We start from the raw sequence: 26,270 nt of genomic DNA on the forward strand, positions 1-26,270 counted from the left end.
AGCACTTGAAACACCTCAGGCGTGCTCGGCCTTGCCGAGCCGCCAGTAACCCATGAATGCCACGCGATCGGGCTGGACGCCTGCATTGCGGACCAAATACCGGTCCAGCTCGCGCACCATCCCGGCTTCACCAGCGATCGCTGCGCCTGCTCTCAGCCCGAGCGCCGTCCCGCCGCTCCCGACTCCGGCGCCGTCGCGCCCGCTCCCAGGTGACCTCTCGCCCGGAAGGAGCGAAGGAGAAGCGTTGTGCAATGCCGCCTCGGATGCTATTCCTTGAGGGCAGGGTCTTTTGTGCGGGTCGGACCGCGGAAGGTCCTTCACGAGAACAAAAGGTACCGAACCAGACAAAGGAGCAGCGATGACTGACCACGACGACGAGGAGCAGGCCCTGGCCCGTTGGGGCCATCGACTCTCTCAGGCGCTGCAGATTTTGGATTTGGAGGTGGACCAGAAATTGATTCTCCGGCTGGCCGATGAGTCCGGCCGGTCGGTGGGTCCCTCCGCAGGCCCCATCAGCACCTTCGTCGTCGGCTATGCCGCGGCGCTGGCTGCCACCAGCGGCCATGTCGACCCGCAGGCTGCGGTGAGGTCCGCCGCCGACACCGCCCTGAAGCTGTGTGAGGACGGAACGCCCGGCGGCCCCGACACGGAAGGATGGGCCGGCACGGCGCAGTAGCGCGGTAGCGCGCCGACAAATTACTGAAGGCCACCCTCCCGCCGTCGCCCGTCAACCACCTTCCCGTCGCCCGTCAGCCGCAGTCCGTCCGCGCGCGCCGTCCGTTGCCGTCGCCGCTATCGGCACCCACTGCCATGTCAACCGGCTGACGTGGGCTCCAGCCGCACAATGACATGTTTGGAGACCGGAGTGTTGCTTCCGTAGGCCACACTGTCCAGCGGCACCAGCACGTTCGCCTCCGGGTAGTACGCGGCAGCGCATCCCCTAGCCGTGGGGTAGGAGACCAGCCGGTAGTTGCGCAGCACCCGCTCCTGGTTGTCGTGGTGCTCGCCGTGCACGTCAACGTACTGGCCGTCCGCCAGGCCCAGTGCGGCAAGGTCTTCAGGGTTCACGAACACCACCTGACGGCCCTTCTTGATCCCCCGGTAGCGGTCGTTGTGGCCGTAGATGGTCGTGTTGAACTGGTCGTGCGACCTCATGGTCTGCAGGATCAGCCGCCCCGGCGGGCAGTCGACGTGCTCCAGGTCGTTCACCGTGAACACGGCCTTGCCGGTGGGTGTGTGGAAAGTCCGGGAATCCCGCGGCCCGTTCGCGAGCACGAAGCCGCCGTCCTGGCGGATGCGTTCGTTGTAGTTTTCGCAGCCGCCCACCACGTGCGAAATGTGCTCCCGGATCAGGTCATAGTTCCGCTCGAATCCGGCCCAGTCCACCGCCACCTTGTCCCCCAGTGTCGCCTGGGCCAGCCGAGACACGATGGCCACCTCGGAGAGCAGGTTCGGCGCCACCGGTTCCACCTTGCCCCAGGACGGGTGCACCGCGCAGACCGTGTCCTCCACCGAAACAAACTGAATGCCGCTGGCCTGCCGGTCGATTTCCGTCCGGCCCATGGTGGGCAGGATCAGCGCCTCCCGGCCCACCACCGTGTGCGACCTGTTGAGCTTCGTCGAAATCTGCACGCTCATATCCAGGTTTTCCATCGCCGCCTCGGCCGCGGTGCTGTCGGAAATCGCACCCACCAGGTTCCCGCCCATGGCCACGAAAACCTTCATGCCGCCGTCGCGCATCTTCTCAATGGTCTGCACCGCGTCGGTGCCGTGCTCGCGGGGCGGATTGAAACGAAACTCCTTCTCCAGCGCGTCCAGGAAGATCGGCGGCATCTGCTCCCAGATGCCCATCGTCCGGTCCCCCTGGACGTTGCTGTGCCCGCGGATCGGGGAAGCGCCGGCGCCGGGCTTGCCGATGTTGCCGCGCAGCAGGAGCAGGTTGATGACCTCCTTGATGGCAGCCACACCCTTTTTTTGCTGGGTGAGTCCCATCGCCCAGGTGATGATGACCCGGTCCGCCTGCAGGTACCGGTCCGCCAGCTCGTCGATCTCCTCCCGACGCAGGCCCGTCGCCTCCAACACCGCGCCCTCGTCCAACCGGGTCAAGTGCGCCTTCAGTTCCTCCAGCCCCTGGCAGTGCTCCTTGATAAAGTCATGGTCCAGCACCGTACCCGGCTTCGCGTCCTCCGCATCCAGGACCCGCTTGCAGAGAGCCTGCAGCAGCGCCATGTCCCCGCCCAAACGGATCTGCAGAAACTGGTCAGCCATCTCGGTCCCGGACCCGATGATCCCCTTGACCTCCTGCGGGTTCTTGTAGCGCCGAAGGCCGGCCTCGGGAAGCGGGTTCACGGCGACGATCTGCGCGCCGTTGTTCTTGGCCTCCTCCAGCGCGGTGAGCATACGCGGGTGGTTGGTGCCGGGGTTCTGGCCCATGACGATGATCAGCTGGGCCTTGCCGAAGTCGTCGTAGGCGATGGTGCTTTTGCCGATGCCCAGCGTCTGTCCCATCGCCCAGCCGGTGGATTCGTGGCACATATTGGAGCAGTCCGGCAGGTTGTTGGTGCCGAAGGCGCGCACGAACAGCTGGTAGCTGAACGCCGCCTCGTTGGAGGTGCGCCCGCTGGTGTAGAACGAGGCCTCGTCCGGGGAGTCCAGGCTGTTCAGCTTCGCGGCGATGATTTTGAACGCTTCATCCCAGCTGATCGGCTGGTAGTGGTCCTTGCCGGCGGGCTTGTAGACCGGTTGGGTGAGGCGGCCCTGCTGTCCCAGCCAGTACTCCGACTTGGTGCGGAGCTCGCTCACCGGATTCTGCGCCCAGAAGTCCGAGTCAACGGTGATGGGGGTGGCCTCCCAGGTGACCGCCTTGGCCCCGTTCTCGCAGAATTCAAAGGCCTTGCGGTGGTCCGGATCCGGCCACGCGCAGCTCATGCAGTCGAAGCCGTCCCGGTGGTTCATCGCCAGCAGGGTTTTCCGGCTCCTGTTCACTCCCATATCCTTCAGCGCGGGGCCCATCGAATGAAGGACGCCGGGCAGGCCAGCAGCCCAGGTTTTCGGCTTGCCGACCTCGATCTGGCTTTTGTCTTCGTCCTCGACCTGGGGATTTTTGCGGGCCATTGGGGGCACTTCCCTTCACTAACGACGGCGTGTCCCGACGGTGGGACGAGCGGCGGCTGCGCGCACCTATCTAAGGCCTAACAGTTATTGGGAGGGGCCGCAAGCGATCCTGCAATTTCCGGCGGGCGGGAATACGAGTAGGACTGCGCTGCGGCACATCGAAAAGGGCCGCCTGGCGAATCGCAGGAGCCCTCATTGCCTCGTCTGAGTCTGTTCCCTTCCTCTCGACAATTTCACGCCGTACGGTGCAGCTACGGAAACAAGGGAGGGTCGCGCTCTGGCACCGTATTTCGGGAGGCCGCGAACGAAGCGGCGGTAGAACAAGCGGTCGTTAATATGCACCATAGTCTGGAAGCGCTTGGCGCCGCCGCGGCAGCACTGGAGGTCCGGGTATCGCCGCAGATGGCCCGCGGAGTCCAGGTCACTGGGAACACATGGCGCGACCTGACCTGGCTGTCCTATTCTCTGTGCCCCGCTCCACGTCGACGCCGGGTGGTAGGACCATAAGGCGCTTTAAGTTGATGCGCTCCCGTCCGTCACGGCGCGCGGGGGCCTGGGGGGCTTAAACCGTTCGGGCGCCGTCGTCCTCCACGAACCGCGGCTGGCCGGCACGCCAGCCGAACAGGGCGCACAGCACCCCGATCGTCAGGAACATGAAGCCGGCCGGCGCAAAACTTCCGGTGGCCGCGTGCAGCCAGCCCACCAGCAGTGTGCCGGTGGACCCAACACCGTAGCCCACGCCCTGCATCATGCCGGACAGGTGCGCGGCGGTGTGCGCGTCCCGGGTCCGCAGCACAATCATGGTCAGCGCCGCGGCGGTCAGACTCCCCTGACCCAGCCCCAGCAGCCCGGTCCAGATCCAGATGCCGCCCAGCGGGCCAAAGATGCTCAGGGCGAAGCCGGTGCCGGTCATCAGCGCCACCGCCACGTTGACGCCGCGCTGGCGCCGCAGTCTGACCGCCAGCGCGGGGGCCAGCAGCGAGCCGGCCATCTGCAGCACGATCGACACGGCCACGATGGTTCCTGCGGTGCCACCGTCCACCCCCCTCTCGCGCAGGCTCGGCGCCAGCCAGGCGAAGACGGAAAAGGACATCATCGCCTGGAAGACCATGAACAAGGTGACCTGCCAGGCCAGCGGCGAGCGCCACACGCTTGGACCGGCCGCGATCCGCCCGCGCCGCGCATGCCGCTGACGCACCGCGATGGGTGCCCACAGCAGCGCGGCCGCCGCCGCCGGCAGGGCCCAGAAACCGAGGGCGGTCTGCCACGAGCCGGTGGCCTCATAGAGCGGGTGCGTGAAGCCGGCGCCAAGGGCTGCGGCGCCGCAGATGGACATGGTGTACAGCCCGCTCATCAGGCCCAGCCGGTGCTGGAAATCCCGCTTTACCAGGCCTGGCATCAAGACGTTGACGACGGCGATGGCAGCTCCCGCGGCGAACGTACCGGCCAGCATGGCCGGCACCGCCCCCAGGCCGCGCACGGTCAGCCCCAGCGTGAGCACGATCATGGCGCCCAGCAGCGTCCGCTCCGCGCCGAAACGACGCGCCAGGCCGGGAGCCAACGGCGCAAAGAGGCCCAGGAACGTCACCGGAACCGTGGTCAGCAGAGTGACCACGAGCGGCGGCAGTCCCGTGGCCGCGGTGATTTCCGTCAGCACCGCCGCAAAACTGGAAAAAACCGTGCGCAGGTTCAGCCCCACCAGGATCAGGCAGGTCGCGATGTACAGCAGGCTGCGGCGGCCCGTGACGCGGGTGGGATCGCGGCGGGGACCTCGTCCGCCTCGGGGTCCAGCAGGAGCTTCGCGGCGGCATGCCCAGGAACTCTCCGGAGATCAGCCGGCCCACGGAGCGGTTCAGCGGGTGGTTCCGGTGGCAGGTCAGACTCCGGAGCGGTGGTGTTCACCGTCGCGATCGTATCGAAGTAACGTCAGTTCGCGGTAACGGGACTTGTGCGAACGCGTCGCCCGGGGAAGGCCGCCGGCTCATGCTCCGTGCCCCAGTGCCACTTCCTCGCCTGCCTTCACGGGTCCGGGTGCAGTCCCATCCCCGAACGGCCGGCCACCCAACTTTTCCCGCCCGTGCGCGGTCAGCCAACCGGACGTGTCCGGGCCCTTGGGCACGATCTGCGTGGGATTGATGTCCGTGTGCACCATGTAGTAGTGCTGCTTGATCTGCTGGAAATCGATCGTGTCACCGAAGCCAGGGGTCTGGAACAGGTCCCTGGCATAGCCCCAGAGAGCGGGCATCTCGGTGAGCGTGTTCCGGTTGCATTTGAAATGCCCGTGATAGACCGCGTCAAAGCGCGCCAGTGTCGTGAAGAGCCGCACGTCCGCTTCGGTAATCGTCTCCCCCATCAGAAAGCGTTGCGCGGCCAGCCGCTCCTCCAGCCAGTCCAACGCAGTGAACAGCCGATCGTAGGCATCCTCGTAGGCTTCCTGGGAGCCGGCGAAGCCGCAGCGGTAGACGCCGTTGTTGACTTCGGTGAAGACCCGCTTGTTGACCTGATCGATCTCTTCGCGCAGCTCTTCGGGATAGAGCCGGGGGGCGCCGTCGCGCTGGTAGTCGGTCCACTCGGTGGAAAAGTCCAGCGTGATCTGCGGAAAGTTGTTGGTGACCACGGCGCCGGAGGGAACGTCGACGACGGCGGGTACGGTGATGCCGCGCGGATAGCCGGGGAAGCGCTTGAAATAGGCGTCCTGGATCCGCTCAATACCCAGCACCGGGTCTTGTCCGTCCGGATCCAGGTCAAAGGTCCAACTGCGCACATCATGGGTGGGACCCGGTTGGCCGAGGGAAATAACGTCCTCCAGGCCCAGCAGCCGTCGGACGATCACCGTCCGGTTGGCCCAGGGGCAAGCGCGGGCGGCGATCAGCCGGTAGCGACCCGGATTTACCGGCCACCGGCCGGCCTCCGGATCGTCGCCACCGCGGAGAATCCGGTCCTCAATGTAATTGGTGTCGCGGGTGTACTCTTGGCCGCCGGTGACATAGGTGTTTGTGCTCATGGACCAGCTTAGGCCGATTCCGTCAGCAATCCGAGGGCCCGCCACCATGGACGTGCTGCTGTTCCGCGGCCAGCCAGTCCTCCACCTGAAGCCCTGGCACCCGGCCAAATTCCCAAACATTATTGGTGACAACGGTCAGACCCCGGGAGCGGGCATGGCCGGCAATCATGACGTCATATGAACCAATGGGAGTTCCCGCTTTGCGCAGTTGGCCGCGAATCTGACCACAGTGGTAGGCGGCAGCGTCATCAAAGGACAGTAGCTCGAGCCTTGCTGTGCGATGTTCGCCTCAAGCGTGGCCGAGCATTCGGCCCCGTAGATGAGTTCCGAGAGCACCACGGTTGACATCGCCAATGTTCCGCTGAGCCCATTGAACTTCTCCCGCAGGTACGCCGGCCTGTTTTTGAGAATAAAGATCACCGTGTAGGTGTCCGGCAGGTAACGCAGCATTAAAGACCTTCACGCTCGGGCTGCGGCGGGTGCTCTCGGTGGGCCGGGAAATCCGCAGACACCGCCGGTCCGTCAAACCAGCTATTCCAGACCATATCCACCGGAGCGATGATTCGCGTCTTTCCCTGCGCCAGAATGGAAACCTCCCGGACCGACGGCGGCATCTCCAGGGCCTTCGGCAGCCGGACTGCCTGAGATTGATTACTTCTGAAGATCTTCGTTCCAAGGCTGCTCCAGATTGCCCTGTATCTGGACACGTGCCGCGGAAATTCCCACGGCATTCTTCCGGGCGAACGGCAAAACGCGATCGGTAACCCTGGTTAGGCTTTATTTCAGGCCGAGCAGGGCCTTCCGGACGGCGATGCTAAGCTGCATTCCCCGGCCGGCCGTTCCGCCCTCCTCGACGCGCTGGGGAACGTAGCCGAAACCGACCCCGTACGCCGGGTCCGCAAACCCCAAAGCCCCATTGGCGCCGTCGTGCCCGAACGCCTGCGCACTGCCGAAATCCATCCGCGCGTGGGATTTCATGAACACCACGGCAAACGCGCCGAGCTCGCTGAACACACGGTCGGCGCCCCAGACCTGCTCCTGGCTCATCACCGCAATGGTCTGCGGCGTCAGGAACGGCGCGCCGCCGTCGACCCCTGTACTGGCGGCCGCATACAACCTCGCCAGCCCGACGGCGGAACCCACACCGGCGCCGCTGCTGCTGCCCGCGGCGCGGATGGACCGCATGTTCGGCAGCGCCAGCAGATTGCCCGCCGACATGTTGGCCGAGCTGCCCAGGATGCCGGCCGGGTCCACGAAGGGCGCACGGGGGTCCTCGTCGAAGAGCACGTTCCGGAAGCGAGGTTCCTGGCCCTCCGGCAACCCCAGAAACATATCCACGGCAAATGGATCCCGGATCCGCTCCTCGTACAACGCCTGCAGCGTGCCGCCGGTGACCCGTCGGCAGAGCTCCTCCAGCAGCACGCCCATGGTCAGCGCGTGATACCCAAAGGCGGTACCCGGACGCCAATACGGGACCGCGTCGGCCAGCCGGGCGGCGACGGCGGCCGAATCGTTGTATTCATCCATTCTGAAACCGCCCGGTACGCCCACGACGCCGGCCTGATGGCTCAACAGCTGGCGGACGGTGAGCGTGTCTTTGCCGTGGCTGCCAAATTCGGGCCAGTACCGGGTAACGTCAGCATCCAGGTCCACCAGGCCGTCCTGGACCAGCAGACTGAATGCGAGCGCGCTGGCGCCTTTGGAACAGGAATACACCCCGGTGACGGAGTCAGCGGCAATGTCCGGGCCGCCGTGCAGGTCGACGACTTTGGCACCCTCGTGATAGACGGCCAGCTGCGCACTGTACCGGGGATCGGCGGCGAGCAGGGAATCAAGAAGGTCGCGGACGGCGTCGAACATTGGGGCGGCAAACCCTCGGGCGCGCTTAGTCATGCCCTCCAGCCTATGTCGCCATGGTTCGCGCCCCGCCCATGGCTTCCCAAGCTACCCGCGAGTAGCATGGGTCACACCCCGTCGGGTTCCCACCCGGGCAGGCTCTGCAACAACGGGGCGGCGAAAGGGGCCACCATGAGCATCAAGGCTGACAACGCAAGCGCAGGAACCTACCCGGCTTCGGAAAACCACTCCCCTGAAAACCCTGGCCCGAAAGTCACCGAGCAGGACGCGCGGAAGGTGGCCGAGGATGCGCGTGAGACCAGCTGGACCCGGCCGAGCTTCGCCAGGGGGCTCTACCTGGGCAGCTTCGACATCGCCCTGATCCATCCGCACCCGGAGCCCACGGCGGACGACACGAAGCGCGGCGGAGAATTCCTGGGACGGCTGCGAACCTACTGTGAAACGCTGGACTCCGCCCGGATCGAACGGGACGCGCTGATCCCGGATGAATACCTCGCCGGGTTGACCGAACTGGGCGTCTTTGGCATGAAGATTCCCCGTGAATATGGCGGCCTGGGCCTTTCCCTGACGTATTACGGTAGGGCGCTTCAGCTGCTCGGTTCCGTCCACCCGTCATTTGGCGCGCTGGTTTCCGCGCATCAGTCCATTGGCGTGCCGGAACCGGTGAAGGTCTTTGGCACCGAGGAGCAGAAAAGGGAGTACCTGCCCCGCTGTGCCGCCGGCGCCATAACCGCGTTTTTGCTGACCGAGCCGGATGTGGGTTCTGACCCGGCGCGGATGGGCTGCACCGCCGTGCTCAGCGAGGACGGCTCCGAGTATGTGGTCGACGGCGTTAAACTCTGGACCACCAACGGGGTGATCGCCGAAATCGTGGTGGTGATGGCCACCGTGCCCCGGCACACACTGCCGGACGGAACACAGGCCAAGGGCGGCATCACGGCTTTCGTGGTGGAGGCGGACACCCCCGGCGTCACGGTTGAAAACCGCAATTCTTTTATGGGCCTGCGCGGCATCGAGAACGGCGTGACGCGTTTCCATCAGGTGCGCATCCCGGTAGCAAACCGGCTGGGCCGTGAAGGCCAGGGGCTGAAGATTGCGCTGACCACGCTGAACACCGGCCGGCTGTCCATCCCGGGGATGTGCGCCGCGACCGGAAAGTGGACCCTGAAGATCGCCCGCGAGTGGTCCAATGCCCGCACGCAGTGGGGCAAACCCGTGGGCGAGCACGAAGCCGTGGGCAAGAAGATCGCCTTCCTGGCCGCCACCGCTTTTGCCCTTGAAGCGGTGTTCGAACTCTCCGCGGAACTGGCCGATTCGGGTATGAAGGACGTCCGCATCGAGGCCGCGCTGGCCAAACTGTGGTCCTCGGAGATGGCTTATCGGTGTGCCGACGAGCTGGTGCAGATCCGCGGCGGCCGCGGCTACGAGACGGCGGCGTCGCTAGCGGCCCGGGGTGAGCGCGCTGTTCCGGCCGAGCAGTTGCTGCGCGATATGCGCATCAACCGGATCTTTGAGGGCTCCACAGAGATCATGCATCTGCTGATCGCCCGCGAAGCGGTGGATGCGCATTTGAGCGCCGCAGGTGACCTGGCCTCCACCACCGCGTCGCTGCAGGACAAGGGCAAGGCCGCCGTCGCCGCGAGCGGTTTCTACGCCAAGTGGCTGCCCAAACTGGCCGTCGGAAGGGGCATGGATCCGCGCTCCTACAACGAGTTCGGCCCGCTGGCGAAGCACCTGCGCTACGTGGAACGCGAATCCCGCAAGCTGGCCCGGCAGACCTTTTACGGGATGGGCCGCTGGCAGGCCAAGCTCGAGTACAAGCAGGCATTTCTTGGCCGGATCGTGGACATCGGCGCCGAGTTGTTCGCCATGGCCGCCTGCTGCAGCCGCGCGGAGATGCTGCGCGTGAAGGATCCCGTGCAGGGCCGGTACGCGATAGAGCTGGCCGATGCGTTCTGCGGCCAGGCCCGGCTCCGCGTCGACGCGCTGTTCACGGACCTGTGGCATAACACGGACGACGGCGACAGGCGGCTTGCGTCGCAGGTGCTGGCAGGCGATTTCGGCTGGCTTGAACACGGCATCATCGACGTCTCGGAGGGCACCGGGCCGTGGATCTCCGACGCCGCCCCCGGCCCGAGCCGCAAGGAGAACCAGCGCCGCAGATACCGCTGACCCCAGTCCCGCCCCGCCGCCCCCAGCGGCCCCTTATTCCCCAAGTAGGCGGTGGGCTCGGGACGGATCGAGCGGTCAAGGTCGGCCCGGGACCCCATCGCGCCGTCGATGACCTCACCTGAGGCTGGGTCAGGCCTCCAGCGCTGCGCTCAGGAAGGCCAGTGTCTTTTGCCATGCGTCGTCCGCGGCACCCTGCCGGTAGGCACACTTGTTGCTGTCATTGAAGAAAGCATGCCCCGCGTCCGGATGGACGACGGCGGTAAAGGCCACGTCCGCCTCTTGCATGGAGTCCTTCAGCGCCGGAGCTTGGCCTCCGTTTCATAAGAACTCTCACTATCGAAAATGAGGCGGCTGACCGCGATCGCCATCCGCAGCCGCAGCTGTGGCGGTGGCCCGTCCGGAGCGGTAGTCTCCTGTAGAGCGATCAATTCCGGTAATTCCTGCTGAAGGCGGACCCCCATGACCTCGTCTATCAATACCGAAACCGGCGAACGGGCCGATCTGCTCGAATCCCTGAACCGGCATCGGTCCTTCCTGCGCTTCACCGTGCGCGACCTCACTGACGAGCAGGCGGCGGAACGTCCCACTCGAAGCGAGCTGTGTCTGGGCGGTCTGCTCAAGCACGTTGCAGCCACCGAGCAGGGGTGGGTCAACTTCATGATGGACGGCGCAGCCGCTTTGGGCTCGGCGGACGATGCGGACTTGGGCGACCGGGCCCGCGAATTCAGCATGCTGGAGGGCGAGACGCTCACCGGTCTGTTGGAGGCGTACGATCAGGTCGCCGCCCGGACCGACGAGCTCGTCGCCACTCTGCCCGACCTGGACATTTCGCACCCGCTGCCTGCGGCCCCCTGGTTCGAGCCCGGCGCCCGGTGGTCCGCCCGCCGCGTCCTGCTGCACATCATCGCCGAGACCGCCCAGCACGCCGGCCATGCGGATATCCTCCGCGAGTCCCTCGACGGCGCCAAGACCATGGGGTAGCAACTGTGCGCATGGATGAAGCCGTCGACGCATTTGCCGCGGACCTGGATTACCCCATGTATATCGTTACCGTGGGTAGGGACCAGCAGTCACCACCGGAATCCCGCTCCGGCTGCCTGGTCGGGTTCGCCACCCAGTGCAGTATCGACCCGCCGCGTTTCCTGGTCTGTATCTCCAAGGCCAACCACACCTATAGACTCGCCCGCAGCGCATCCATCCTGGGGCTGCACGTCCTGGGCCCCGAGCAGCATGATCTGGCCCAGCTGTTCGGCGGCGAAACCGGGGACGACGTCGACAAGTTCGCCGGCTGCCAATGGCGCCACGGTCCCGGAGGAGTTCCCTTGCTCACCCAGTGCCCGCGCTGGCTGGTCGGAAATGTTCTGCACCGGACCGATCTCGGCGACCACGCCGGATTCCTGCTGGAGCCGACGCAGATCCACACCGGCCCCGGCCCCGCCGGGCTGTACTTTTCGCAGCTGCAGGATATGCAGGCCGGCCACCCGGCCTAAGGGCGCCGACCCGCATTGTCAGGGCGCGGGCTCGCGGAGGATCCAGTGCTGCGGGTCCAGACCACGGACCACCTTGCGGCCGATCCGCGCGAGGTCGGCCGCGTCGTCGTCGTCCAGTTGGTCAAACACCAGGGCCCGCACAGTGTCCACATGCCCCGGCGCCAGCGCCGCGATCAGTTCCATTCCAGGATCCGTGACCGTGGCCGTGGTGACCCGCGCGTCCTCCGCGTGCGTGCAACGCGTGACGTAGCCGCGGCCTTCCAGCTTCTTCACGACGTGCGACAGCCGCGACAGCGACGCACTTGTCCGGGCGGCAAGCTCGCTCATGGGCAGGGTCCGCTCCGCGGCTTCGGAGAGCATGGCCAGCACGTTGTAGTCGAACAGCGAGAGCCTGGCCTCCTGCTGTAGGGGCCCATCCAAGGCTCCGGGCAGCAGCGTCATGGTGGACAACAACGCCAGCCACGCCTGGCGCTCCTGCGCGGACAACCACCTCGGTTCACTCATAAATTAATCATCCCACAACACTTGACCCTTCAACTTTTTAGGCCTATATTTAGTTGTAGGTTCAAGTAAACGTCTTCCAGCAGAACAGATTCCATGACCTCGCTCCTGAACCGCCTTTTCGGAAAGAAGAAAACCATGAGCAGCACCGACATCACCATCATCGGCAACGGCAGTATGGCCCGCGGTATCGCCACCCGGGCGCTGGCCGCCGACCGCACCCTCCAGATCCTGGGCCAGGACGCGGCCAAGTCGCAGGCTCTCGCCGCTGAGCTCGGCGCCAACGCCACCTCCGGCACCATGGATCAGGCCCCCGAGGGCCAGATTGTTGTGCTGGCCGTTCCGTTCGGAGCGGCCAAGTCCGTGGTCTCGGCTTATGGCACCGCCCTGGCTGGCAAGACCCTCGTGGACATCACCAATCCGGTGAACATGGAGACCTTTGATTCCCTGGTCGTCGCACCGGGCAGCTCCGCCGCCGAAGAATTAGCCGCGCTGGCGCCTGCCGGCACGCACGTAGTGAAAGCCTTCAACACCACGTTCGCCGGTACCTTAGTGGCGGGCGAAGCCGCGGGCCAGCCGCTGGATGTCTTCATCGCAGGCGATGACACGGCGGCCAATTCCGCGGTGAGCAGCCTCGTGGCTGCCGGCGGCATGCGCCCGCTGGTGGTAGGGCCGCTCAAGCGCGCCCGCGAACTCGAAGGTTTCCAGTTCGTCCTGATGACTCTGCAGGCCAACCCGGAGTTCACCGACTTCAACTGGAACACCGGTCTGAAGATCCTGAGCTAGCGTCCTCGGCGGCGGCCTGGGAGCGGAACGCGCCCCGCCTGTCGGCGCGCTCCGACCGGAAAGTCCGACGACGCAAGGCGGGCAGGCGCCGTCGTCGTCCTGCCGTACGTCGTGGAACTGAGGCGGAATCGGACCATCAATAACATCTTCGGCGCCTCGGCTGAAGCGCTGGAAACTGCAGGCCCGTCGAAGGTCTGCGGCTTTACGGCTGCGGAACGGCAAGACCAGAGCGCGAGCCGGCCGCTCCGTCGCGCTTCTGAGCGCGCGGACGCCTACCCGGCCAGCGGGTGCCAAACCGCAACCGACATGGACAGCCGCGGCTGAAATAGCAGGGGTTGGCCGTTTCTGGTGCGCAAATGCCGGGCACCCGCTCGCCCTGGCAGTTTCATCGGTTCTGGTGAATGTTAGCCTTTGACCCCAAGCGACTTAGGGCGTAGATTTTTTATCAATTAGTTAGTTGATAAAGAAGGAGGTTGATAACCATCACCGACACCGGCGACGACGACCGTCTCGACAGAGCATTCCTAGCCCTCGCAGACCCGGCCCGCCGCCGCATCATCGCCAGACTCAGCAGGGGACCGGCCACGGTCAACGAACTTGCCGAACCCTTCGCCATCACCAAGCAGGCGATCTCAAAACACATCCAGGTCCTCGAACAGGCACAACTGGTCACGCGTACCCGCGACGCCCAGCGCCGGCCGGTTCACTTGAACCCCCTTCAGCTGGAGGCACTCACCGCGTGGATCGACCAGTACCGGCTGGTCCGTGAAGGGCAGTTCCGCGGCCTTGATGCAGTACTTCAAGCCCAAGCCATACTCCGATCCCAAGCCGCCGAAGCAGACGGCCAGCAGACAAAGGACTGATCATGAGCAACGCACTCAAACTCACCGTCTCCGACGGCGTCCCGTTCATTGACTTTGAGCGGGAGTTTGCTTTCCCCGTGGCGGCCGTGTTCCGGGCGCACTCTGAGCCGAAGCTGATCGCCCAATGGCTCGGTCCGCGCCACAACAAAATCGAGATCGACCACTACGATTTCCGCACCGGCGGCAGCTACTGTAGTGTCTCAGTTTTGTTTTGTGGCTTGGAGGGCTACGCGTCCGCGGCGGACTTTTTCGATGATGGAGTCGGCGGTCGCTGTCCAAATCAGCGGCGTGGGGTTCTCGTTGTTGACGCGGATGTAGGCTTCGATTTTCTCGATTAAATCCGGCACCGAGTGGAAGACCCCGCGGCGCAGTGCCCTCTCCGTGAGGTCCCTGAACCAGCGCTCCACCAGGTTCAGCCAGGAGGAGGAGGTTGGGGTGAAATGCAGGTGAAACCGCGGGTTCTTCTCCAGCCACGCTTTCACGTTCGAATGCTTATGGGTCGCATAGTTGTCCACTATGAGGTGGATTTGAAGGCCCTTGGGGACCTCCTTCTCGATGGTTTTTAGAAACCCCAGGAATTCATCGTGCCGGTGCTTGGGCACGCAGGATCCCAGGACCTTTCCCGTGGCGACCTCCAAGGCCGCGAAGAGCGTGGTGGTTCCGTTGCGCTTGTAGTCATGCGTTACGGTCTCGGCCCGACCCCTGACCATCGGCAGGGACGGTTGGGAACGGTCAAGAGCCTGGATCGAGGTCTTCTCATCCATGCAGAAAACCATCGCGTTCTCCGGCGGATTCAGGTACAGCCCGCACACATCAATGAGCTTCTCGTCAAAGTTCGGATCGGTGGAGAGCTTGAACGTCTTGATCAGGTGCGGCTTCAGCCCACGTGCCGCCCAAATCCGCTGCACCTGCGCCGGAGACACACCGACACGTGCCGCCATGGACCGCACCGACCAATGCGTCGCACCCTCCGGTTTGGAAAACCGCGTCAATTCAACGATTTCGGCGATCTTCGACTCCGGGATCGCCGGCTTGCGCCCCCGCCCCTCCTTGACCTTGCCGAACTCCTTCAGCCCTTCCCCTACGAACCGGGCACGCCAAGCCCGCACCGTCGCCGGGCTTACACCCACCACCCGGGAGATCCACTCGTTAGCCAGGCCCTCGGCAGCCATCAGGAGAACCTGCGCCCGCTGCACCTCGCGATGTGAAGCAAGCCGAGACTTGGACAGGGCCTCCAAGACCTGGTGCTGGGCGTCGGTGAGGGTCAATGCGGGAGCTGGATTCGACATGTTCCCAGCTTAATCCACAAGTCATAAACTATTTTGGAGACACACCACTACCTTTACCACCACACCGGTCCCGACGGCGTCTCCTACGCGTTTAGCGGCGTCTTCCATACCGTCCGGGAAAACGAGTTTGCCATCCAAACTTTCGAATTCGACGGCTATCCGGACGTAGTCAGCATCGAATTCGCGACGTTTGAAGACCTCGGCGACGGACGCACGCGGCTCCGCGGGCACGCCGTCTACCCCAGCCAGGAGGCCCGCGACGGCATGGCTTCCGCTGGCATGGAAGGCGGCTTGTCCGAGGGATACGAACGGCTCGACGAGCTGCTGGGAATCTAAGTAGACGGACCATGGACTAGACCTTCAAAGCTGTCGTCCTGCCGGCCAGTGACACTGACCGGCTATCGGGTTCTACCGCGACAACGTCCGGGCCCGAAAAACCGCTAATCCCCCTCGAGCACCGCGGCCGTGAGTCGGGGTGGAACAGCAGGAAGACAAGATTTCGCACCAGCTGTGGACATCCGCCCCCGCTATTCCAAGTTGCAGGCTCCGATGTCCACAGCTGGTGCGTCCGGTGCGTCCGGTGCGGAACATCATCCCCCGCCCGCCGCCCACGTGGCCGTCAGTCAGTCAGGACGTCCTTGGTGCCGTGGTCGTAGCGGAAAGTGATCGTTCCGCCGGCATGGTGCAGCTCGTGGTTGGACCCGCTGCGCACCCCAAATGCCCCGTAGTTCTCGTCCCAGCTCCGATTGACCACGGCCTTGTAGCTGTAAAAACCTTCGGGCAGTTCGGCGCTCAGCTTCCAGAGCCGATCCGAGTCGTCGAAGCTCATCTGCACCTCGGCAAAGTCGGGTTCCCAGTTTTCCGGCGCGCCCAACAGAATGCCGAAGTCACCCACGATGGCGACCGAGTCCGGCTGCGGGCCGAGTTCGACGGCGGACGGGCCACCTTGCGCGGGTTCCGGCGCCTGCGCTACGGGCGTCTGCGCTTCGGGTGTCTGCGCTTCGGGTGCCAGCGCTTCGACAGACGCTGGGGCGTCCGGCGCGGCAGCAGCCTTGCGCGGACGGGATTTCCGTGTGCCGGTCGCCGCTGCTTCCGGCGCGCCAGTCCCGGGCTGGTCCGCCGCCGTCGTCGCTTTTGCCCGCGCCGCCGGAGTCTTTGCGGACGCCTTTGCGGCACGAGCCACCGTTTCCTTTGGCTGCTCGGGCGCGGCGGTCGGCACCGGCATGTCGGCCGGTACCGGCGTCCCGGCCGCAAGCGCAGCCGCCAGCGAGTCCGCGTCGGGGAAGGCCACCGTGGCCCGCAGCCCGTCGTCGGTGAGCGACCAACCGGACCGTCCCTTCAACAGCCATCCGGCCTTCACCAGCTTGGCGGTTGCCGTGGTCAGGGCCTTGTGGCCCCTCGGCACTCCCCCGCTGAGCAACTGGCTTTCCTCAGCGTCCAACGGTACCCGTTCGACGGCCTCCGTCAGTACCGTCCCGGCGCCCGGCTTCTCGCCCCGCCAGACCCCGGCCGCCATGATGTCGAGCACGGCTTTAAGGCGGCGGTTGCTGTTATTCCCGATGTCAAGTCCCACGGTTTTCCTCCTGCGAGTTTCAGTGTGCTCCCAGTCTGCCAGCCGCGGGCCCGGCGCACCATGCGGGGCCTATCTTCACCGTCATAAAAGAACCCATCGACGGCGGGGCGGCATGTCAGGCCCGGCAGCGCCGCTGATCACTGCATCCGCCGCGGCAGAAACCGGGCGAGGGTGCGGAACTCCCCGGACACGGTGTTCAGGGCTCCCGCCGTCATCATATTCCACGATGCGGATATTTGTTCTTCTATTGCGGAAATCTATGATGCGGATTACAGTTGTCTCAATCCTCCACGGTGAGGTGGAACGAATGATTGGTTCTGATCGATGCATACTTCCAAGCACACTGCGCTGAAAGCGAGTTCGGCAGCAGTCAGGGAGACCCGGGCGACTCCGCCTGGCTTCCCCTTACGTGTATCTGATCGCCCAAGCGGCGCATTCAGATACCGGTCCCTAAACATTCTGACGCGCTTCCATATATCCGAAGCGCCTTCCCGCAGAAAAGGTTCCCGATGAGTTTCGCCCCGAACGCCACGCCACCTGCCGACATGACCCCGAACGAACACAACGAACACCACAAACACCACGAACACCACGAACACCCCGACCCGATAATGCATCAGCCGCCGGCCGTAGCGCTGGGTATCCAGGGCGTCCCCTCCACTAGTCCGCGGCTCTACAACCAGGACCTCGCCCCTACTCAGATGGCCGGCCGGCGGTGGAGCGCGTACAGCATTTTCACGCTGTGGGCCAACGATGTGCATAGTCTGGGCAACTATGGTTTCGCTCTTGGACTCTTTGCACTGGGCCTTGGCGCTTGGCAGATTCTGCTGGCCCTGGGCATTGGCGCGGTTCTCCTATTCATACTGCTGACGTTTTCTGGATTTATGGGGCACAAGACCGGTGTCCCGTTCCCGGTCATGAGCCGCATCGCATTCGGCATTCATGGGGCACAAATTCCCGCCCTGATCCGAGGCGGGGTCGCCATCGTCTGGTTCGGCATTCAGACCTATCTTGCGTCCCTGGTGCTGCGCGTTCTGTTGATCGCTCTCGTCCCCGGGCTCAAGGATCTGGACGGCAACTCGATCCTCGGACTGTCCACCCTGGGTTGGGTCACTTTCGTGTTCCTCTGGATTGTGCAGGTCGTCATCGTCAGGTACGGCATGGATATGATCCGCAAGTACGAGGCGTTCGCAGGACCCATCATCCTCGTCACCATGATCTCCCTGGCCGTGTGGATGTTCGTCCAGGCCGGCGGATCCATCGCGTGGTCCACGAGCCACAGCCTCACCGGCGGTGAGATGTGGCGCACCATCTTCGCCGGTGGCGCCCTCTGGGTCTCCATCTACGCCACCTTCGTGCTCAACTTCTGCGACTTCACCCGTTCCTCCACTACCCGCAAGTCCATCATTAAGGGTAATTTCTGGGGCATCCCGATCAACATGCTGCTCTTCGGCGTCATCGTCGTCGTCCTGGCCGGCGCCCAGTTCAAAATCAATGGCACTATTATCGCCAGCCCATCCGACATCGTGCAGACCGTCCCCAACACGATCCTGCTGGTGGCCGCCGCACTGGCCCTGCTGGTGCTGACCATCGCGGTGAACCTGATGGCCAACTTCGTCGCTCCTATCTACGCACTCACCAACCTGTTCCCCAGGAAGCTGAACTTCCGCCGTGCCGGCCTGGTCAGCGCCATCATCGGACTGGTCATCCTGCCCTGGAACCTGTACAACAACCCAGTCGTGATCGTGTACTTCCTCGGTGGCCTGGGGGCCCTGCTCGGCCCGCTGTTCGGCGTTATCATGGCCGACTATTGGCTGATCCGCCGCACCAGGATCGACGTCCCGGAGCTATACAGCGAGGTCGCCAGCGGATCCTACTTCTACCGCAACGGCTTCAACGTGCGGGCAATCGCCGCATTCATCCCTGCCGCCGTCATCTCCCTCGTCATCGCCTTCGTTCCTGTGCTTGAGCCGCTCTCCGCGTTCTCGTGGTTTTTCGGCGCCGGCCTCGGGGCAGTGCTCTACTTTGCACTGGCCGACCGCAAGCGGACATTCCGTGATGTTTCGGGCGAGCCGATCGCCGTCCCCAGCGTGCACTAACAGCGTGCACTAACTCACGTGCACTAACTCAGTGCCCCCGGGCGCATTAACACGGGCCGCCGGCCCGGATGACACCGGGCCGGCGGGCACTGACAGCCAACTGAACCAGCCAACCTGAAAGACCACTCTGATGCGCATCCTGATCGCCAACGTGAACACGACCCGGTCCATGACCGATTCCATCGCCAACCAAGCCCGTGCCGTGGCCGCGCCGGGCACCGAAATCATCGGGCTGACGCCGCGGTTCGGAGCGGACTCCTGCGAGGGGAACTTCGAAAGCTACCTGGCCGCCGTCGCCGTGATGGACAAGATCCTTGCTTATCCGGAGCCTTTTGACGCCGTCATCCAGGCCGGGTACGGCGAGCACGGGCGCGAAGGGCTGCAGGAGCTGCTGGACGTGCCGGTGGTGGATATCACCGAAGCGGCGGCGAGCACCGCCATGTTCCTGGGCCACAAGTACTCCGTGGTGACCACCTTGGATCGGACGGTCCCGCTCATCGAGGACCGGTTGAAACTGGCCGGACTGGACGCACGCTGTGCCTCCGTCCGGGCCAGCGGGCTTGCGGTGCTGGAGCTAGAGGAAGACCCGGCGCGGGCCGTGGCTGCGATCACCGACCAGGCCGAACGCGCGGTAACGCAGGACAAGGCAGAAGTTATCGTCCTCGGCTGCGGCGGCATGGCGGGCCTCGACGAACAGATCCGCACCCGGCTGGGCGTCCCGGTGGTGGACGGCGTAGCCTCCGCAGTGACCATCGCGGAATCCTTGGTCCGGATGGGACTTTCAACCTCAAAGGTGCGCACCTACGCGACACCACGCCCGAAGAAGGTCATTGGCTGGCCCCTTGAACTGCGTCTCGACGACGCCACCGTCTGATTCGGCTTCCGCGGCGCGTGACTCGGCTTCCGCGGCGCGTGACTCGGCTTCCGCGGCGTGTGACTCGGCACCCGCCGCGCGTGACTCGGGTTCCGCCGGTGACCTTCCACCATCAGGCGCGCAGGAGGGACAGCATCGCGGTTGTGGCCGAATGATACGGATGCGGTTTCGTTGACTAACCCGAGGGAAAGTCCTAGCATTATTTCACTGGACAATAATTTCTTTTCGCGATACGAAATCATAGAAGGAGGCACCTCGTGATGCACAGCGCCACCATCAGCAGGGAACCACTGCGCGCCGAATCCTCAAGCGAGCCGGCGCAGGCTAAGGCAGTGCGGCCCAAGACCGTAGAGGCCGACGTCGCCCGCTCGTGGCTGCTGGTGCCGGCCACCCGCCCCGAAGCCTTCGGAGAAGCCGCAGCCTCGGCCGCCGACGCCATCGTGCTGGACATAGAGGACGCCGTTGATCCGGGTAAAAAACCTGAGGCCAGGGAGGCCGTCAACCGCTGGCTGCACGACGGCGGCAGGGCATGGGTGCGCGTCAATGACGCGACCTCGGACTTCTGGGCCGACGATCTGGCGGCCCTCCGGGATGCGCCCGGTCTGCTGGGCGTGATGCTCGCGAAAACCGAATCGCCGGAACAGGTCTCGACCACCTTTGACCGGCTCGGCGGCAAGCACCGGATAGTCGCCCTGGTCGAATCCGCCTGCGGCATCGAGGAGGCAACCCACATCGCGAGAGCCCACGGCGCCTTCCGGCTGGCGTTCGGCAGCGGTGACTTCCGGCGCGATACCGGCATGAGTGCGGACCGGGAGGCCATGGCTTACCCGCGGGCAAAACTGGTGGTGGCCAGCCGTGCAGGGAACCTTCCCGGTCCCATCGACGGCCCGACCGTTGGCACCAGTCATCCGATCCTGCGGGAGCAGTCGGGCATTACTGTGATGATGGGAATGACCGGCAAGCTGTGCCTGTCCACAGATCAGACGCCAGTGGTCAACGAGGTCATCAGCCCTACCCCGACAGACATGGCCTGGGCCTGCGACTTCCTTGCCGATTTCGAAGCCCGCGGCGGGATTATCCGGGACGGCAGCGATCTGCCCCGGATAGGCCGCGCCCGCAAGATTCTCACCCTGGCAACGGCGCTCGGCCTTTATCCGGCGCTTCCGTAATCCGGCCCGCTCCGCCGACCCGGCCAAGCCGACGGCTGAAGTCCGCGGAGAGATTTTGCCGTCAAAAACCGATAACCCAAACCCTTCAGAAGAGAATTAAGGACCCACCATGTCGTCACAACTCAAGCCCGGAACAACTGCGCCCGGCTTCAGCCTCCAGGATGCCTCCGGCAGCACCGTTTCCCTCTCCGATTTCAGCGGCCGCAACGTTGTGGTGTATTTCTATCCCAAGGCCGCGACGCCGGGGTGCACCACCGAGGCCTGCGACTTCCGCGACAGCCTCGGCTCGCTGAAGAAGGGCGGCTACGAGGTGGTCGGGATCTCCCCCGACTCACCCGAAGAGTTGAGCAGTTTTATCGAGGACCAGGGCCTGACCTTTCCGCTGCTGTCCGACGACGGCGCGCAGGTAGCGCGCGAATGGGGCGCCTGGGGGGCTAAAACCGTGAGCGGCAAGGAAACGGAGGGTGTGCTGCGCTCCACCTTCGTGCTGGACAGCGAGGGCCGCGTGACCCACGCAGCCTACAGTGTTGCGCCAACCGGTCACGTCGCGCAGCTGCGGGAGACCCTCGGCGTGAGCTGACCCCATCCACGACAGGCCCCGACCCGGACGCTCCGGGCCGGGGCCTTGGCGCGCCCGAAACCTGCGGCTTCCGCTGCGGGCCAGGGGCCTTGGCCCGCCGCCGCGTCCGGTCCTCTGGACAAAACTTGCCCGAGAATCTTTCCTTGCCCGAGAATCTTTCGTCGTGGGCTTGACAGGGGCGATGTGACACGGTTCACTATTACATATGCTGAAATAACAGTTCCACGATGCGAGATTTATTTTCGTATAGCCCTACACCGTGGATGCCAGCATTTTTAGTACGAGGTACAAGCAATGTTGCTTGAACAAATGACCCTTGAGCGATTCAATCAGTTAGAGCCCTCCGAGGCGGTCGCCGTCCTCCGCCCCTGTATTGACGTACCGCGTTGGATCGACGAGATAGCCCAGGCCCGGCCTTTTATCAGCATCGAAGCCTTGCTGGACTACGCCGGCAAGGCAGCCAATCCGTTCGCAGACGCGGAAATCGAATCGGCGCTCTCCCACCACCCCCGGATCGGGGAACGCGCAGCCGGCAGCAATGCCGAGGCTGCCCTGTCTCGTTCCGAACAGGCAGCTCTCGGCCCTACCGATGCACAGGTGGCGGCAGAGCTCGTGGCGGGAAACCGGTCGTATGAGGAAAAATTCGGCCGGGTCTTCCTGATCCGGGCCGCCGGTCGGAGTTCACGCGAAATCCTGGCCGCCCTCAACGAGCGTCTGCAGAACACTCCCGAAACCGAGAATCCCATCGTTGCCCAGCAGTTGCGCGAAATCGCCCTGTTGCGGCTCAAAGGAGGAGTAACCGCGTGAGCGTCTCCCATGTGACCACCCACATTCTGGATACCGCAGCCGGCACGCCGGCGGCAGGTGTCGCCGTCGAGCTTTATGCCCGCGACGGTGACGCTTGGTCCACGATTGCGACGGGCAAAACAGATGCCGACGGTCGGGTGAAAGACCTTGGCCCCGAGCGGCTTGCCTCCGGAGATTACCGGCTGCACTTTGCCACCGGGGCCTACTTCGCCGGCATCAACACGGACACCTTCTTCCCGGAGGTTGTGCTGACATTCACTGTCGCCCAGAGCGAGGCGCACTACCACGTGCCGCTGCTGCTCAGTCCATTCGCCTACTCAACGTACAGAGGAAACTAATCATGAGCAGCAACAACATCATTCTCGGCGCCAACCAGTTCGGCAAGGCGGAGGTCCGCCTGGTCAAGGTCACCCGCGACACGGACCGCCACGAGATCGAGGACCTCAACGTCACCTCCGAGCTGCGCGGGGACTTCGAGGCAGCCCACCTGGAAGGCGACAACGCGCATGTCGTCCCGACGGATACGCAGAAGAACACCGTCTACGCCTTTGCCCGTGAAGGCGTCGGCTCGCCGGAGAAGTTCCTGCTCCGCTTGGCCGAGCACTTCACCTCCGGCTTCGAGTGGGTGGACGGCGGCCGGTGGGCGGCAGAGTCCTATACCTGGGACCGCATCCAGGCCGATGGGTCCGCGCACAACCACTCGTTCGTCAAGAACGGAACGGAAACCCGGACCGCCGTCGTCGTCAAGGACGGCGACGACGTCCAGGTCGTGGGCGGCCTCAAGGGCCTGACGGTCCTTAAGACCACTCAGTCCGGCTTCGAGGGCTTCCCGGTGGACAAGTACACCACCTTGGCTGAGACAAGTGAGCGGATCTTGTCGACCGAGGTCGCAGCCCGGTGGCGTTACAACACCACCGACGTTGACTTCAACAAGGCCTACGACGACGTCAAGGCCCTGCTGCTGGAAGGATTTACGGAGAACTACTCCACAGCCCTGCAGAACACCCTGTACGGAATGGGCAAGAAGGTCCTCGAGGCCCACCCCGAAATCGATGAGATCAAGTTCTCCATGCCGAACAAGCACCACTTCCTCGTGGATCTGTCTCCCTTCGGGTTGGACAATCCGAACGAGGTCTTCTTCGCCGCTGACCGTCCTTACGGTCTGATCGAAGCAACGGTCCTGCGTGAAGACGCATCCGACGCCGGCCGGGCCTGGGAAGGCATCGCCGGCTTCTGCTAGGACCTGGTGCCCCGGGGACGGGCTGACCGCCCGTCCCGGGACACTCTTGACCCGACACTTTCAGCGCGGAAGAACCCGCCAAGCGAAGTATCAATCGGGCAGTTTCATGACCAAAGCTTTTCATGCACCCCGCATGACCAAAATTTTTCATGACGGCACGATTGATTGCCGAGACGGAGATACAGCAAAATGTCTAAATCAACCAGATTACGACGCTCGCGGCCCGCGACCACCGACAGGCCCGAAGACGAGCGGATGTCGATAGGGGCCAGCTTCGGCTACGGGCTCCAGCATGTCCTGACCATGTACGGCGGCATCATTGCCGTGCCGCTGATCGTTGGGCAGGCCGCGGGTATGAACACCGCGGATATCGGCCTGCTGATTGCCGCCTGCCTTTTCATGGGCGGCCTCGCCACGTTGCTGCAGACTGTGGGTGTGCCGTTCTTCGGCTCCCAGCTGCCGCTGGTCCAAGGCGTATCGTTTGCCGGCGTTGCGACCATGGTGGCAATCGTCAAGGGCGGTGGCGGCATCCAATCTGTCTTCGGCGCCGTCATTGTCTCCTCCGTGATCGGGTTCCTGATCACCCCCATCTTTTCCAAGATCATAAAGTTCTTCCCGCCCGTGGTGACCGGGACCGTGATCACCGTCATCGGGCTGTCCCTGATGCCCGTCGCGGCCAATTGGGCCATGGGGGGCAACGCCAAAGCCCCGGACTACGGCAGCGTCGCCAATATTGGGCTGGCAGCCCTGACCCTGGCCATCGTCCTGCTGCTCAGCAAGCTTGGCAGCAGCACCATTTCGCGCCTCTCGATCCTGCTGGCCATTGTGATCGGCACGCTGGTGGCTGTACCCCTCGGGATGGCCAACTTCTCCAAAGTCGGCGTCGGTGAGATCGCCGCGTTCCCCGTACCGTTCCACCTGGGCTTGCCCACGTTCAACATTGCCGCCATCATCTCCATGTTCATCGTTGTTTTGGTCATCATGGTGGAGACCTCAGCGGATATCCTGGCGGTCGGCGAAATCGTCGGCACGAAGGTTGATGCCAAACGGCTCGGCAACGGCCTGCGGGCGGATATGGCCGCCAGTGCCGTGGCCCCCATCTTCGGCTCTTTCACGCAAAGCGCCTTTGCCCAGAACGTAGGTCTAGTGGCCGTCACGGGCATTAAGAGCCGGTTTGTCGTTGCCGCCGGCGGCGTCATCCTGGTGATCCTGGGTCTGTTGCCCGTGATGGGACGCGTGGTGGCAGCCGTGCCGACGTCGGTCCTGGGCGGCGCGGGCATCGTCCTGTTCGGTACGGTGGCAGCCAGCGGTATCCGTACGCTCTCCACGGTCAGCTACAAAAACAACATGAACCTGATCATCGTGGCGACAGCCATTGGTGCGGGGATCATTCCCATCGCCGCGCCTACGTTCTACAACAAGTTCCCCGACTGGTTCGCGACCATCTTCCACTCCGGCATCAGCTCTGCAGCCATCATGGCGATCCTGCTGAACCTGCTGTTCAATCACCTCAAGGCCGGCAACTCGGAGAACCCGTCAGTGTTCGCCGCCGCAGCTGACCGCTTGGTTCCTGCTGAGGTGGTGGAAGCCCTGGAGCACGGCGACCGTTGGGAAGACGGCAAACTCATTGATGCTGCCGGCTCCGAGGTGCCGATCCGCCGGGTCGAATCCGGGCACTAGATTCACGTCGACTGTGCAGCAGGTGACCGAACGGGGTCTCGTTCACCCATCGGCTGCACAGTCGATGCGTTCGGGACACTGGATCCGCAGCAGGCTCAACGCTGCCGTCAGCAGCCCTGCCGGGAAGCGGACGGCAGCGTTGTGCCGGCTGTATCCATTGACTACGTCAGATCAGCCTCGGCCTATGAAAGGCATGCCAGCAGCCGTGATCAGCACGGATCCAACGCTGACCGACGGCGGCATATCCACCATCATCAGCACCGCCCGGGCCGCTTCGGCCACCGGGAACGTGGGCTCCACCAGGCGCCGGCCGTCCGCCTGCAGGGCACCCGTGCCCACGCCGAGGGTTGACATGATGTCCGTCGCGGTGTTGCCGATGTCGATTTGCCCGCAGGTGATGCCGAATTCGCGCCCGTCCAGTTCGATGGACTTGGTCAGCCCCGTCATGGCATGTTTGGTCACCGTATAGGCTGCCGACCGGGGCCGCGGCGAATGCGCGGAGATCGAGCCGTTGTTGATGATCCTTCCGCCCTGCGGCTGTTGCGCCTTCATGGCCCGTACTGCGGCCGCGGCGCAAAGCATGGATCCGGTCAGGTTCACGGACACGGTGCTTTCCCAGTCCCGCAGGGAGATCTCGTCCACCGACCCGACGGGACCAAATATGCCCGCGTTGTTGAACAGCACATCCACCCGTCCGAATTCCCCCACCCCGCGGTCAAAGAGTGCTTCGACCTCGTCCGGCAGGGTCACGTCGGTTGGCTGTATCAGTGCGGCGGCATGACCGTCGGCGGTGTCGTGGAGTTCCTGCTCCCTCCGACCGGCCAGGACCAGCCGATATCCGGAGCGCAGCAGCAGTCGTGCCACGGCCCGGCCGATCCCCGAGCCGGCGCCGGTCACGACGGCGACCCTGCCGCCGTCGTTCTTCCCGCCGACGCACCCGCTGCCCGGGTCTCTGTCCGACATACTCCCCGCGTCATTCCTCGAGTCGCTGCATAGTCCGCTGCTCACGGGATCTCCATTTCAACATTCAACCGACATGCCACCGGGCGATGGGTATTGACCGCTCCCGCAGACACCTGTATTCTCATTCTACAATATTTGTTTCTCATAATACGGAAAATATGACGTACCGGTCGAACCTCCGGGAGAAACGCTTTCAACGACGAAAGGTC

At 64.3% G+C, this 26,270-nt stretch carries 27 protein-coding genes and 2 pseudogenes; 16 read left to right on the plus strand and 13 right to left on the minus strand.

The genetic code is table 11. The annotated features are described in order from the left end of the window. Positions 1 to 15 precede the first annotated feature (15 nt). The gene (locus ACLLJI_RS19550; protein ID WP_434615880.1) at positions 16 to 321 is read right to left on the minus strand and encodes an SIP domain-containing protein; all 306 of its coding nucleotides are present in this window, start codon (positions 319 to 321) and stop codon (positions 16 to 18) included. 37 nt (positions 322 to 358) lie between these two features. Between ACLLJI_RS19550 and ACLLJI_RS19555 the strand changes: the two genes are divergently transcribed. Continuing rightward, positions 359 to 676: a DUF6457 domain-containing protein gene (locus ACLLJI_RS19555; protein ID WP_434615883.1), complete on the plus strand. Its 318-nt coding sequence runs from the start codon at positions 359 to 361 to the stop codon at positions 674 to 676. 137 nt (positions 677 to 813) lie between these two features. Here the strand turns inward: ACLLJI_RS19555 and ACLLJI_RS19560 are convergent, their stop codons facing one another. From ACLLJI_RS19560 to ACLLJI_RS19590, 7 genes are all read right to left on the minus strand, one after another. Next, positions 814 to 3,114, minus strand: coding sequence for an FdhF/YdeP family oxidoreductase (locus tag ACLLJI_RS19560; RefSeq protein ID WP_434615886.1), 2,301 nt, complete (start codon positions 3,112 to 3,114; stop codon positions 814 to 816). 562 nt (positions 3,115 to 3,676) lie between these two features. After that, the gene (locus ACLLJI_RS19565; protein ID WP_434615889.1) at positions 3,677 to 4,813 is read right to left on the minus strand and encodes an MFS transporter; all 1,137 of its coding nucleotides are present in this window, start codon (positions 4,811 to 4,813) and stop codon (positions 3,677 to 3,679) included. Positions 4,814 to 5,095: 282 nt separating this feature from the next. Further along, positions 5,096 to 6,118, minus strand: a complete 1,023-nt coding sequence (locus tag ACLLJI_RS19570; RefSeq protein WP_434615892.1) for a glutathione S-transferase family protein — start codon at positions 6,116 to 6,118, stop codon at positions 5,096 to 5,098. A gap of 22 nt (positions 6,119 to 6,140) precedes the next feature. Further along, complete coding sequence (locus ACLLJI_RS19575; protein ID WP_434621680.1) at positions 6,141 to 6,377, minus strand: hypothetical protein; 237 nt, start codon at positions 6,375 to 6,377, stop codon at positions 6,141 to 6,143. Further along, complete coding sequence (locus ACLLJI_RS19580) at positions 6,284 to 6,568, minus strand: hypothetical protein (protein ID WP_434615895.1); 285 nt, start codon at positions 6,566 to 6,568, stop codon at positions 6,284 to 6,286. Before ACLLJI_RS19580 ends, ACLLJI_RS19575 begins: the two co-directional genes overlap by 94 nt. After that, positions 6,568 to 6,849 carry a type II toxin-antitoxin system VapB family antitoxin gene (gene vapB, locus ACLLJI_RS19585; protein WP_434615897.1) on the minus strand — a complete coding sequence of 94 codons (282 nt, stop codon included), beginning with the start codon at positions 6,847 to 6,849 and terminating at the stop codon, positions 6,568 to 6,570. The genes ACLLJI_RS19580 and vapB overlap by 1 nt, the downstream gene beginning before the upstream one ends. Before the next feature lie 46 nt (positions 6,850 to 6,895). Then, positions 6,896 to 8,011: a serine hydrolase domain-containing protein gene (locus ACLLJI_RS19590; RefSeq protein WP_434615900.1), complete on the minus strand. Its 1,116-nt coding sequence runs from the start codon at positions 8,009 to 8,011 to the stop codon at positions 6,896 to 6,898. A gap of 135 nt (positions 8,012 to 8,146) precedes the next feature. On the opposite strand from ACLLJI_RS19590, the gene ACLLJI_RS19595 reads away from it, so the two are divergent. Continuing rightward, the gene (locus ACLLJI_RS19595; protein WP_434615903.1) at positions 8,147 to 10,147 is read left to right on the plus strand and encodes an acyl-CoA dehydrogenase family protein; all 2,001 of its coding nucleotides are present in this window, start codon (positions 8,147 to 8,149) and stop codon (positions 10,145 to 10,147) included. A 129-nt stretch (positions 10,148 to 10,276) separates the two neighbouring features. Here the strand turns inward: ACLLJI_RS19595 and ACLLJI_RS19600 are convergent, their stop codons facing one another. Continuing rightward, a complete protein-coding gene (locus ACLLJI_RS19600; protein WP_434621683.1) occupies positions 10,277 to 10,444 on the minus strand; it encodes a dienelactone hydrolase family protein in 168 nt (55 codons plus the stop codon). Between the two features lie 162 nt (positions 10,445 to 10,606). On the opposite strand from ACLLJI_RS19600, the gene ACLLJI_RS19605 reads away from it, so the two are divergent. Beyond that, positions 10,607 to 11,128, plus strand: a complete 522-nt coding sequence (locus ACLLJI_RS19605; protein ID WP_434615906.1) for a DinB family protein — start codon at positions 10,607 to 10,609, stop codon at positions 11,126 to 11,128. A gap of 11 nt (positions 11,129 to 11,139) precedes the next feature. Next, positions 11,140 to 11,637 carry a flavin reductase family protein gene (locus tag ACLLJI_RS19610; protein WP_434615909.1) on the plus strand — a complete coding sequence of 166 codons (498 nt, stop codon included), beginning with the start codon at positions 11,140 to 11,142 and terminating at the stop codon, positions 11,635 to 11,637. A gap of 18 nt (positions 11,638 to 11,655) precedes the next feature. On the opposite strand, the gene ACLLJI_RS19615 is transcribed toward ACLLJI_RS19610, so the two are convergent. After that, entirely contained in the window at positions 11,656 to 12,141 is a 486-nt protein-coding gene (locus ACLLJI_RS19615; protein ID WP_434615911.1) for a MarR family winged helix-turn-helix transcriptional regulator, read from the minus strand. Positions 12,142 to 12,276: 135 nt separating this feature from the next. On the opposite strand from ACLLJI_RS19615, the gene ACLLJI_RS19620 reads away from it, so the two are divergent. The 3 genes and pseudogenes from ACLLJI_RS19620 to ACLLJI_RS19630 all read left to right on the plus strand — a co-directional run. Continuing rightward, complete coding sequence (locus tag ACLLJI_RS19620; protein WP_434615914.1) at positions 12,277 to 12,924, plus strand: NADPH-dependent F420 reductase; 648 nt, start codon at positions 12,277 to 12,279, stop codon at positions 12,922 to 12,924. 473 nt (positions 12,925 to 13,397) lie between these two features. Beyond that, positions 13,398 to 13,787 (plus strand): ArsR/SmtB family transcription factor, encoded by a 390-nt coding sequence (locus ACLLJI_RS19625; RefSeq protein WP_283560054.1) that lies wholly within the window; start codon positions 13,398 to 13,400, stop codon positions 13,785 to 13,787. Positions 13,788 to 13,789: 2 nt separating this feature from the next. Beyond that, positions 13,790 to 14,014 (plus strand): annotated as a pseudogene (locus ACLLJI_RS19630) (polyketide cyclase); the annotation flags it as partial. Here the strand turns inward: ACLLJI_RS19630 and ACLLJI_RS19635 are convergent. After that, the gene (locus ACLLJI_RS19635) at positions 13,988 to 15,076 is read right to left on the minus strand and encodes an IS630 family transposase (protein WP_434615129.1); all 1,089 of its coding nucleotides are present in this window, start codon (positions 15,074 to 15,076) and stop codon (positions 13,988 to 13,990) included. The pseudogene ACLLJI_RS19630 and the gene ACLLJI_RS19635 sit on opposite strands and share 27 nt — an antisense overlap. A gap of 48 nt (positions 15,077 to 15,124) precedes the next feature. Between ACLLJI_RS19635 and ACLLJI_RS19640 the strand changes: the two are divergent. Then, positions 15,125 to 15,412, plus strand: a pseudogene (locus ACLLJI_RS19640) (SRPBCC domain-containing protein); the annotation flags it as partial. Positions 15,413 to 15,695: 283 nt separating this feature from the next. On the opposite strand, the gene ACLLJI_RS19645 reads toward ACLLJI_RS19640, so the two are convergent. Beyond that, positions 15,696 to 16,649 carry a pullulanase X25 domain-containing protein gene (locus ACLLJI_RS19645; protein ID WP_434615917.1) on the minus strand — a complete coding sequence of 318 codons (954 nt, stop codon included), beginning with the start codon at positions 16,647 to 16,649 and terminating at the stop codon, positions 15,696 to 15,698. Between the two features lie 611 nt (positions 16,650 to 17,260). Here ACLLJI_RS19645 and ACLLJI_RS19650 point away from each other — a divergent pair. From ACLLJI_RS19650 to ACLLJI_RS19685, 8 genes are all read left to right on the plus strand, one after another. Next, positions 17,261 to 18,748, plus strand: a complete 1,488-nt coding sequence (locus ACLLJI_RS19650) for an NCS1 family nucleobase:cation symporter-1 (protein ID WP_434621686.1) — start codon at positions 17,261 to 17,263, stop codon at positions 18,746 to 18,748. Between the two features lie 130 nt (positions 18,749 to 18,878). Then, positions 18,879 to 19,622: an aspartate/glutamate racemase family protein gene (locus ACLLJI_RS19655; RefSeq protein WP_434615920.1), complete on the plus strand. Its 744-nt coding sequence runs from the start codon at positions 18,879 to 18,881 to the stop codon at positions 19,620 to 19,622. A gap of 260 nt (positions 19,623 to 19,882) precedes the next feature. Further along, positions 19,883 to 20,791, plus strand: coding sequence for an HpcH/HpaI aldolase/citrate lyase family protein (locus tag ACLLJI_RS19660; RefSeq protein WP_434621689.1), 909 nt, complete (start codon positions 19,883 to 19,885; stop codon positions 20,789 to 20,791). Between the two features lie 109 nt (positions 20,792 to 20,900). Next, entirely contained in the window at positions 20,901 to 21,371 is a 471-nt protein-coding gene (gene bcp, locus ACLLJI_RS19665; RefSeq protein ID WP_434615923.1) for a thioredoxin-dependent thiol peroxidase, read from the plus strand. A 309-nt stretch (positions 21,372 to 21,680) separates the two neighbouring features. Next, entirely contained in the window at positions 21,681 to 22,178 is a 498-nt protein-coding gene (uraD, locus tag ACLLJI_RS19670) for a 2-oxo-4-hydroxy-4-carboxy-5-ureidoimidazoline decarboxylase (protein WP_434621692.1), read from the plus strand. After that, entirely contained in the window at positions 22,175 to 22,516 is a 342-nt protein-coding gene (uraH, locus tag ACLLJI_RS19675; protein ID WP_283560059.1) for a hydroxyisourate hydrolase, read from the plus strand. Before uraD ends, uraH begins: the two co-directional genes overlap by 4 nt. A gap of 2 nt (positions 22,517 to 22,518) precedes the next feature. After that, complete coding sequence (gene pucL, locus ACLLJI_RS19680; RefSeq protein WP_434615926.1) at positions 22,519 to 23,418, plus strand: factor-independent urate hydroxylase; 900 nt, start codon at positions 22,519 to 22,521, stop codon at positions 23,416 to 23,418. A gap of 189 nt (positions 23,419 to 23,607) precedes the next feature. Further along, positions 23,608 to 25,098, plus strand: coding sequence for a nucleobase:cation symporter-2 family protein (locus ACLLJI_RS19685; protein ID WP_434615929.1), 1,491 nt, complete (start codon positions 23,608 to 23,610; stop codon positions 25,096 to 25,098). A gap of 171 nt (positions 25,099 to 25,269) precedes the next feature. On the opposite strand, the gene ACLLJI_RS19690 is transcribed toward ACLLJI_RS19685, so the two are convergent. After that, entirely contained in the window at positions 25,270 to 26,061 is a 792-nt protein-coding gene (locus ACLLJI_RS19690; RefSeq protein WP_434615932.1) for an SDR family oxidoreductase, read from the minus strand. Between the last annotated feature and the right edge of the window lie 209 nt (positions 26,062 to 26,270).

The organism is Arthrobacter sp. A5, assembly GCF_051131705.1.
In the GTDB taxonomy this organism is placed as follows: domain Bacteria; phylum Actinomycetota; class Actinomycetes; order Actinomycetales; family Micrococcaceae; genus Arthrobacter_M.